The organism is Candidatus Cloacimonadota bacterium (assembly GCA_021734245.1).
Lineage (GTDB): Bacteria > Cloacimonadota > Cloacimonadia > Cloacimonadales > TCS61 > B137-G9.
This window is the reverse complement of record JAIPJH010000112.1, coordinates 1-7,900: the sequence shown is the minus strand read 5'-3', so window position 1 is coordinate 7,900 and position 7,900 is coordinate 1. Positions and strand designations below refer to the sequence as shown.

Annotated in this window: 12 protein-coding genes; all 12 read left to right on the top strand. The window is 37.0% G+C overall.

All coding sequences use genetic code 11. From position 1 onward, the window contains the following. Positions 1-126: 126 nt before the first annotated feature. The 12 genes from K9N40_12375 to K9N40_12320 all read left to right on the top strand — a co-directional run bounded on the left by K9N40_12375 (position 127) and on the right by K9N40_12320 (position 7,740). Positions 127-468: a hypothetical protein gene (locus K9N40_12375; protein ID MCF7815263.1), complete on the top strand. Its 342-nt coding sequence runs from the start codon at positions 127-129 to the stop codon at positions 466-468. Continuing rightward, positions 449-688, top strand: a complete 240-nt coding sequence (locus K9N40_12370) for a hypothetical protein (protein ID MCF7815262.1) — start codon at positions 449-451, stop codon at positions 686-688. The genes K9N40_12375 and K9N40_12370 overlap by 20 nt, the downstream gene beginning before the upstream one ends. Beyond that, positions 661-1,623, top strand: coding sequence for a D-glycero-beta-D-manno-heptose-7-phosphate kinase (gene rfaE1 / locus K9N40_12365; GenBank protein ID MCF7815261.1), 963 nt, complete (start codon positions 661-663; stop codon positions 1,621-1,623). The genes K9N40_12370 and rfaE1 overlap by 28 nt, the downstream gene beginning before the upstream one ends. Then, entirely contained in the window at positions 1,613-2,428 is an 816-nt protein-coding gene (locus K9N40_12360) for a PHP domain-containing protein (GenBank protein MCF7815260.1), read from the top strand. Before rfaE1 ends, K9N40_12360 begins: the two co-directional genes overlap by 11 nt. Next, on the top strand, positions 2,425-2,826 hold the full coding sequence (locus K9N40_12355; GenBank protein ID MCF7815259.1) for an Rrf2 family transcriptional regulator: 402 nt from the start codon (positions 2,425-2,427) through the stop codon (positions 2,824-2,826). Before K9N40_12360 ends, K9N40_12355 begins: the two co-directional genes overlap by 4 nt. A gap of 84 nt (positions 2,827-2,910) precedes the next feature. Further along, entirely contained in the window at positions 2,911-3,738 is an 828-nt protein-coding gene (locus K9N40_12350; GenBank protein MCF7815258.1) for a sulfite exporter TauE/SafE family protein, read from the top strand. A gap of 47 nt (positions 3,739-3,785) precedes the next feature. After that, the gene (locus tag K9N40_12345) at positions 3,786-4,019 is read left to right on the top strand and encodes a hypothetical protein (protein MCF7815257.1); all 234 of its coding nucleotides are present in this window, start codon (positions 3,786-3,788) and stop codon (positions 4,017-4,019) included. Positions 4,020-4,151: 132 nt separating this feature from the next. Then, positions 4,152-4,334 (top strand): hypothetical protein, encoded by a 183-nt coding sequence (locus tag K9N40_12340; protein ID MCF7815256.1) that lies wholly within the window; start codon positions 4,152-4,154, stop codon positions 4,332-4,334. Positions 4,335-4,965: 631 nt separating this feature from the next. Further along, entirely contained in the window at positions 4,966-5,376 is a 411-nt protein-coding gene (locus K9N40_12335) for a DUF2061 domain-containing protein (GenBank protein MCF7815255.1), read from the top strand. Next, the gene (cysC, locus tag K9N40_12330; GenBank protein ID MCF7815254.1) at positions 5,373-6,005 is read left to right on the top strand and encodes an adenylyl-sulfate kinase; all 633 of its coding nucleotides are present in this window, start codon (positions 5,373-5,375) and stop codon (positions 6,003-6,005) included. The genes K9N40_12335 and cysC overlap by 4 nt, the downstream gene beginning before the upstream one ends. Positions 6,006-6,412: 407 nt before the next feature. Further along, positions 6,413-7,327 (top strand): sulfate adenylyltransferase subunit CysD, encoded by a 915-nt coding sequence (gene cysD, locus K9N40_12325; GenBank protein MCF7815253.1) that lies wholly within the window; start codon positions 6,413-6,415, stop codon positions 7,325-7,327. 44 nt (positions 7,328-7,371) lie between these two features. Further along, positions 7,372-7,740, top strand: a complete 369-nt coding sequence (locus K9N40_12320; GenBank protein ID MCF7815252.1) for a four helix bundle protein — start codon at positions 7,372-7,374, stop codon at positions 7,738-7,740. Positions 7,741-7,900 lie beyond the last annotated feature (160 nt).

Here is a 7,900-nt window from a genome sequence, read left to right as displayed (position 1 = left end):
TTTAGAAACAAAATACCGATTATAAAAAATCTGCCTGAATCTGTCTGGATCAATAAACCCGAAAATATCGAAAAGAAGGTGAAATAATTATGAACAAAATTAAACTACTAAAGTGTCCAGAAATGCTTGACACGTTCCGATCATCAAAGTTCATTTAATATAATTCACAATTCATCAATAATAAAAATTGATTTTATAATCAGGAAAAAGCAGGATTATAGGATTGTAGAATTCAGAAGAAGACAGAAGAGAACTATCTTTGGACAGCAAATCAACATTGTATCAAAAGAAGATCTGATTATTTCTAAATTGATATGGGCTAAGGAATCAGAATCTGAGATGCAGAAAAAAGATGTCATTAATCTCCTAAATCAAGATTTTGATAGAGATTATCTTGAGAAATGGCTGAAAGAAATTGATTTAATTAATTTCTTCAAGGAGTTTATAGGTGCAGGATACATCACCTGAAGTAAGAAAAATTTATCATGAAATGCTGATGTCAAAAAGTAATGAAGAACGATTCATGATGGGAATATCGATGTGTGAATCAGTTAGAAGATTTGTAATAGAATCCTTTCCTAAGGGTATTTCAGAAAGAGAAAAAAGACGTTTATTACTGCAAAGATATTATGGAATAGATTTAGATGAATTGGAAGAAAAATGTCAACTTTATACAATGAAATATTAACTCACTTCTCTACTCAAAAAATAGCCGTTATCGGTGATCTGATTTTGGATAAATATGTCTATGGAAATGTAGATCGGATTTCACCGGAAGCTCCGGTACCGGTTGTAAAAGTAACCAGTGAGAGATTTGTTCCCGGTGGTGCAGCCAATGTTGCAGCCAATATTTCCACACTTTCCGGTCAGGCTTTTCTGTTTGGGATTACGGGCAAAGATCTGCACAGAGATGTTTTAATAAAATGTGTGAATGACCTTAAAATTGATTCTCTTGGAATTTTAACAGATCCTAAAAAGCAAACTATTCAGAAAATCCGTATTATCGGCATGAACCAGCAACTGCTCAGAATCGATAACGAAAATACTCAATACATTGAAACTCACCTGGAAACTGAATTCCTGGAAAAATTGAATAAACTGAATCAAATTTCTGCCATCATTATTTCCGATTATGCTAAAGGTACGATCACGAAGGAATTGCTGAAACAATTGATTATAATGGCTAATGAAAAGAACATTCCGCTGATAGTAGATCCCAAACCTAAGCATAAAGCCTGGTACAAGAGTGCCTTCCTGATAACTCCTAATAAAAAGGAAGCTCAGGAAATGAGCGGCATTATCATCGAAACGGAAGAAGATTTCATCAAAGCTGGAGAAAAACTTGTTGAAGAACTTTCTGCTAACATTATTATCACAGCTGGTGCAGATGGTATGTACATTTTTGAAAAGGGAAAAGAATCACAGCATCTGCAAACTGTAGCTCGTGAAGTTTACGATGTTTCCGGAGCTGGTGATACTGTAGTGGCAACACTTGCTTTAGCCATAAGTTCTGGAGTTCCAATTTTACAATCTGCCAAACTGGCAAATATTGCTGCTGGCATCAAAGTTGGAAAATCGGGAACACAACCTGTTTATTTAAAGGAACTGCAAATTGAAACTTGATCTTCATACGCATACAACCGTTTCCGACGGTTCATTCAGCCCGACTGAAATTTTGAAAAAAGCAGCTGAACTTGAGCTCGAATATTTCTCTATTACCGATCATGACAGTATTGATGCTCTGGATCAAATTAGCGAAATTCCCCCAAATATGAAATTTATCAATGGTGTAGAGATAAGTGCAGAATTTCCCAAGACACTTCATATTTTAGGTTATGACTTCGATCCCAAAAATGAGAAATTAAGAAAAGCTTTAAAAGAACTGCAGGATTTTCGCAAGAATAGAAATGCAAAAATGCTGCAGAAGCTGTCAGAGAATGGCTTTCCTATTTCGCAAGAAGAATTGGAAATTGAAGCAAAAGGTGAAATTGTCGGACGACCACATTTCGCAAATTTAATGCATAAAAAAGGTTATGTTAATTCTTACCAGGAAGCTTTTGATCTTTACCTGGACAAGGGAAAACCCTTTTACATGAACAAGAAACGGCTCGATCCTAAACTTGCCATCGAACTGATTTTGCAGGCAGGTGGAATACCGGTGATTGCTCATCCTTACCAGACAAAATTGAGTGATGAAGATTTGGAAAACCTGATAAAAGAATTGAAAAACTACGACCTGATGGGAATAGAAGCCTATTATTCTCAGCATACGAAAGATCAGGTTAATCAATATTTAGAATATGCAGAAAAATGTGATCTTCTCATCACTGCCGGTTCCGATTTTCATGGAACCAATAAGTCGCATATTCCGCTGGGAATGGATGTGTCAAAAGAACATCTAAATAGATTTCTGGATAAACTAAAATGAGACTTTCCCGCAAAAGTGAATACGCCATTTTAGCTTTGGTTTCACTGGCAAAATTCCAGGATGAAAAACTGCTGACAATCCAGGACCTGGCAGATTTAAATCAGATTCCCCGCAAATTTCTGGAACAGATCTTGATCATTTTGAAAAGACAGAATCTGGTGCGCAGCATTCGCGGACCACACGGCGGTTACAAGCTGGCAAAAGCAGCTTCCGAAATTTCATTGGCCGAAGTTATTCGTCTGATCGACGGACCTTTAGCTCCGGTGGATTCGGTGAGTGTTCATTTCTTTGATCATTCACCAATTGAAAAAAATGCCAAAGTTTCAATAGTTTTAAAAGAAATTCGTGATTATATTTCCGAAAAACTGGAGCACCTTTTCTTATCTGACTTAATCTGATATAAAATATAAACTATATCGATTTAGTTGACATTAAATTTTGATTCCATAATTTGACTTCCAAAATGATTTATGGAGGTTTTTATGGATTGGTCTTTTACGTTGCATACAGGTGTGATAATTATTCTGATGGCGTTTGTGGCGGAATATTTTGATTCCACTCTGGGCATGGGTTACGGAACATCTCTTACGCCGATTTTACTGATTTTAGGATATGAACCGATGCAGATAGTGCCGTGTATTCTGCTTTCCGAGCTTTTCACCGGTTTGGCAGCCAGCATCGTTCATGACAAAATGGGAAATGTAAATCTTTTTCCTAAAAATGGTGATAACATAAAAGTTTCGCGTTTGGGATTTTTCAAACACCTCCGTTTTTATATTCCCCAGCATCTCAAAATATCTCTTTTGATCGGATTTTGCAGTATTATCGGAACGGTTGTGGCAGTTTTAGTAGCGATCAATCTTCCGAAATTTTACGTGAAATTGTATATTGGAATCCTGATCTCACTGATGGGAATTCTTATCCTGATAACATCCAGAATGAATTTCAAATTTTCCTGGTTCAAGGTCACCGGACTCAGCGTTCTGGCTTCATTCAATAAAGGAATAAGTGGTGGCGGTTACGGACCTGTTGTTACCAGTGGTCAGCTGCTATCGGGAGTAGACGGCAAAAATGCGATTGGAATAACATCACTGGCAGAATCATTGACCTGTCTGGTGGGTTTGATCATGTATTTATTATCGGGACTGAAGATTGACTGGCGACTGGCACCATTCCTTGTTGTGGGCGGACTGCTTTCAGTGCCGTTATCGGGAATTTCAGTCAAGAAGATGCCGACAAATTTTTTAAGAACAGCCATCGGTATGGTTACGCTGCTTCTTGGCGCACTTACGCTTTATAAGTTTTTGTAAATAATCTGAATTTACATGATAGTTTGAAAGGAGGGGTTTTTCTCAACATGAAAATTAACATTTTTCCTCAGCATATTTTCTGGAATTACAAATCTGATGCTGATCTTGACACGAAAATTATTACTCGAAGAGTAATTCTTTACGGTGATATTCCAGAAATACAGCTTCTATTTGAGAAAGTAGATTTAGCTACAATCAAAGCAGTCTTGGAAGAAACTGAGGAATCGGGAAGATTTAAAAAACGAGTCAATTTTATCAGGAAAATTTATATTGATGATTAGTTTTGATTATCTTCCAAATAAAACCAGAAATTTATTTCAAAGAATTGCAGATCATCTTTATCCTGAAGAAAATATCACAAAAGACAAAATTGCTGATTTCTTTAAAAATGAGTTAAGAAAGTTGTGCAAAAAATGAATAAAGAACACAAAAAATTCCCTTCCGAAATAACTGAAAAGAAACTGCTGCAAATGAACATGCTGTATGAAATGGCCTGGGAACTGAAACGGTCATATCTGGCAAAAAAGCATCCGGAATTATCTGAAGAAGAAATTAAAAAATTGACAGCTCGAATTTTCATGCTGGCTCGAACATGATGTACTTTGTAAATAGATTTATTTAGCGTCTTTCTGAGGAGTCTAATGGCTTTACTGGCGAAGAATCTCGTGAAATTTCAAGTAGCTTTACTTCTCGGGAAAAGAGATTTTTCCACCCTGTGCCGGTGTAGTGCAACGTAGACGTAAGAACAACGTTACACACTCCATCCCGAAAATATTCGGAACACCCCTCTCAAGAGGGGAATAATATCAGAATGACGTTTTTTTTCCACTATGCCTGCAAAGTCGAAGCTTGACGAAGGATCGAGGGTAAATAACGGAATAAGAATTGAAAATATAGAAGTGAATAAGCAGAACCCTTCATGGTTCGATACTCCCGATAAATCGGGAACTCACCATGACATAAGAAAAAAATCCCATCCCATAATCCACTGTCAGAAAATTGCTTACAAAACCTGAATTAATTTTCCTTAATTTTTCTATAGACAGATTAATATCAGTTTCTAACCCTGCATAACTTCAAAGACAAAATCATGAACGGGCAGAAAGTATAGATGTGATTCTTAAGCTTATTTTAAGAGTGTTATAATTTTCTTAATGGTAAGTGACAGGGCGAAGCTGTATCTAGACATCAAATATCGAAAAGGAAATATAAAGTTTTTAAAAAATTGTGATAAATAAATTTTTACTCAAACATCGTGCTCTGGCAAAAACTATAACGTGGCGAATTGCAGCATCATTTCTTACCATTGCTATCGTGTTCATTTTAACCAGCAGATTATTAATTGGATTATCGGTTGTAGGAATTGAATTCTTCACCAAGATGCTGCTTTATTATCTGCATGAAAAAGGTTGGAGTTTTTCCAATCGTCCCAGAAAAGGAACTCAGATTCGTTCTTTCCTGAAAACGATAACTTGGCGAATCTTAGCTTCACTGGATACCTTTATTATTCTGTTTATAATTTTGAAAGAACCAGTTATAGCAGGATCGGGAGCAGGAATCGAAATAATAGCAAAATCTTCTGGATATTATTTACATGAAAGAATATGGAATAAATACAGATTAGAAGAAATAAAATGAAATCATCAAATACTGTTTGGCATCAGGGCCAGATAACTCAAAAAGATCGAGAAAAGCAGCTTCGACAAAAAGCTGTTCTGATCTGGTTTACAGGTCTTTCCGGTTCCGGGAAATCGACCATCGCTTACGCTTTGGAACACAAACTTTATCAATTGGGAAATCACTGTTATGTTTTGGATGGCGATAATATACGTCATGGACTTAATGGAAATCTGGGATTTTCTCAAGAAGATAGAAAAGAAAATATTCGTCGTATTGGAGAAGTTGCCAAACTTTTTCTAGATGCTGGTTTGATTACACTTTCTGCCTTCATATCACCCTTCCGAGCATATCGCAATGCCATCCGCCAGAAACTGGAAAAAGATCAATTCATAGAAATTTTTGTGAAGTGTTCTTTGAAAGAATGTGAAAAACGCGATGTGAAAGGGCTTTATAAAAAAGCTCGTAGTAATGAAATTACGGATTTCACAGGAATTTCTTCACCTTACGAAGAACCCGAAAATCCTGAACTGATAATTGAAAGTGATAAACTTACGGTTGAAGAATCGGTTGAGAAGATAATTGGATATTTGATGAATAGAAAGATAATAACAAAACCCCCTGCATCCCCCTTTACAGGGGGAAAATAAGGAAATGAGGAATAGGCTTTCTCCATATTCGCTCCCTATCAAGGGAGCTGTCCGAAGTATGAGGACTGAGGGTTTACTAAAAAACAAACAAAACCCCTCTACCTGTCGGCATCTCCCCTTAAGAAAAGGCTGGTGATGGCGTTTTGCAAGGCAAAGTCACCAGTACAAGGGGAGAAATAAGGAAATGAAAATTAATAATCTTCAACTTTCGCTCCCTGTCAAGGGAGCTGTCCAAAGTATGAGGACTGAGGGTTTACTAAAAATAAAACAAAACCCCTCTGTTCTGCTCAGATTTCCAAAAAGAAACGCAGAACATCTCCCCTTTCCGACTCCGTTATACTACGTCGCGATAAGTCGAAGGGGAGCAATAAGGAATTTGAAAATTAAAAAATTATAATTGAGGTTGCATGAAACAAGAAAATTATTCACTAACACATTTAAAAGCATTGGAAGCAGAAGCCATTCATATCATTCGAGAAGTGGCAGCAGAATTTGAAAATCCGGTGATGTTGTATTCTGTCGGCAAGGATTCCTCGGTGATGGTACGCCTGGCGGAAAAGGCTTTCTATCCAGGTAAAGTTCCCTTTCCGTTGATGCACATCGATTCCAAATGGAAATTCAAGGAAATGATCGAATTCAGAGATCGTTACGCAAAAGAGAAAAACTGGGATTTGATCGTACATTATAATAAGGAAGGATTCGAAGCGGGAGTTGGTCCATTCACACACGGCAGTAAAGTTCACACCGATATTATGAAAACGCAAGCACTTCTGGCAGGTTTGGACAAATACAAATTCGATGCTGCTTTTGGTGGTGCCCGTCGTGACGAAGAAAAATCCCGAGCCAAAGAAAGAATTTTCTCTTTCCGCGATAATTTTCATCAGTGGGATCCCAAAAATCAGCGTCCTGAACTCTGGAATGTTTATAACACAAAGATTAAAAAAGGTGAATCGATCCGGGTTTTCCCGATCTCCAATTGGACAGAAATCGATATCTGGCAATACATCAGATTGGAGAATATTCCAATTGTACCGCTATATTTTGCTAAAGAACGTCCAATAGTTGAGGTTGATGGGAATTTGATTATGGTGGATGATGATAGAACACCAAAAGATATTGCTGCAAAAGCTAAAATGCGAAAAGTTCGTTTTAGAACTTTAGGCTGTTATCCGCTTACCGGTGCTATTGATTCAGAAGCTGATACGATAGAGAAGATCGTGGAAGAAATGCTGACCGTAACCAAATCGGAACGTACAACAAGGGTAATCGACTTTGACCAGGATGGCAGTATGGAGCAGAAGAAGAGGGAAGGTTACTTTTAACTAGTTGCTCGTTGCTTGTTGCTCGTTACTGGTTGGATATCAGCATGGCAAGCTATAAAGATTTAGATATTTATCAAATTGCTTTCAAACTATCTCTCAAAGTTCACAAACTGAGTTTAGAATTACCAAAGTTTGAAATGTTTGAACAGGGAAGTCAAATTAGAAGATCATCTAAAAGTATCAAAGATCAAATTGCAGAAGGTTATGGAAGAAGGAATTATAAAGCGGATTTTATTCGATTTCTGGTTTATGCGCAGGCATCGAATGATGAGTGTACAAATCAGATCGAAACGATAATAGAGATTTATCCCGAAAATCATGAATGGAAAACATTATTAAAGGAGTATAATATTTTAGGTATGAAAATTAATAAATTTATACAATATGTGAACGAAAGCTGGAGAACAAAATGAACAAGCAACGAGAAACTAACATCAAGAACCGAGAAACAAGAAACCAGAAACCAGAATCGAGCAACCAGCAACCAGCAACCAGCCTCGACATCCTCGAATTCCTCGATCAGGACGAAAAAAAGGACCTGTTAAGATTACTAACTGCCGGCTCAGTTGATGA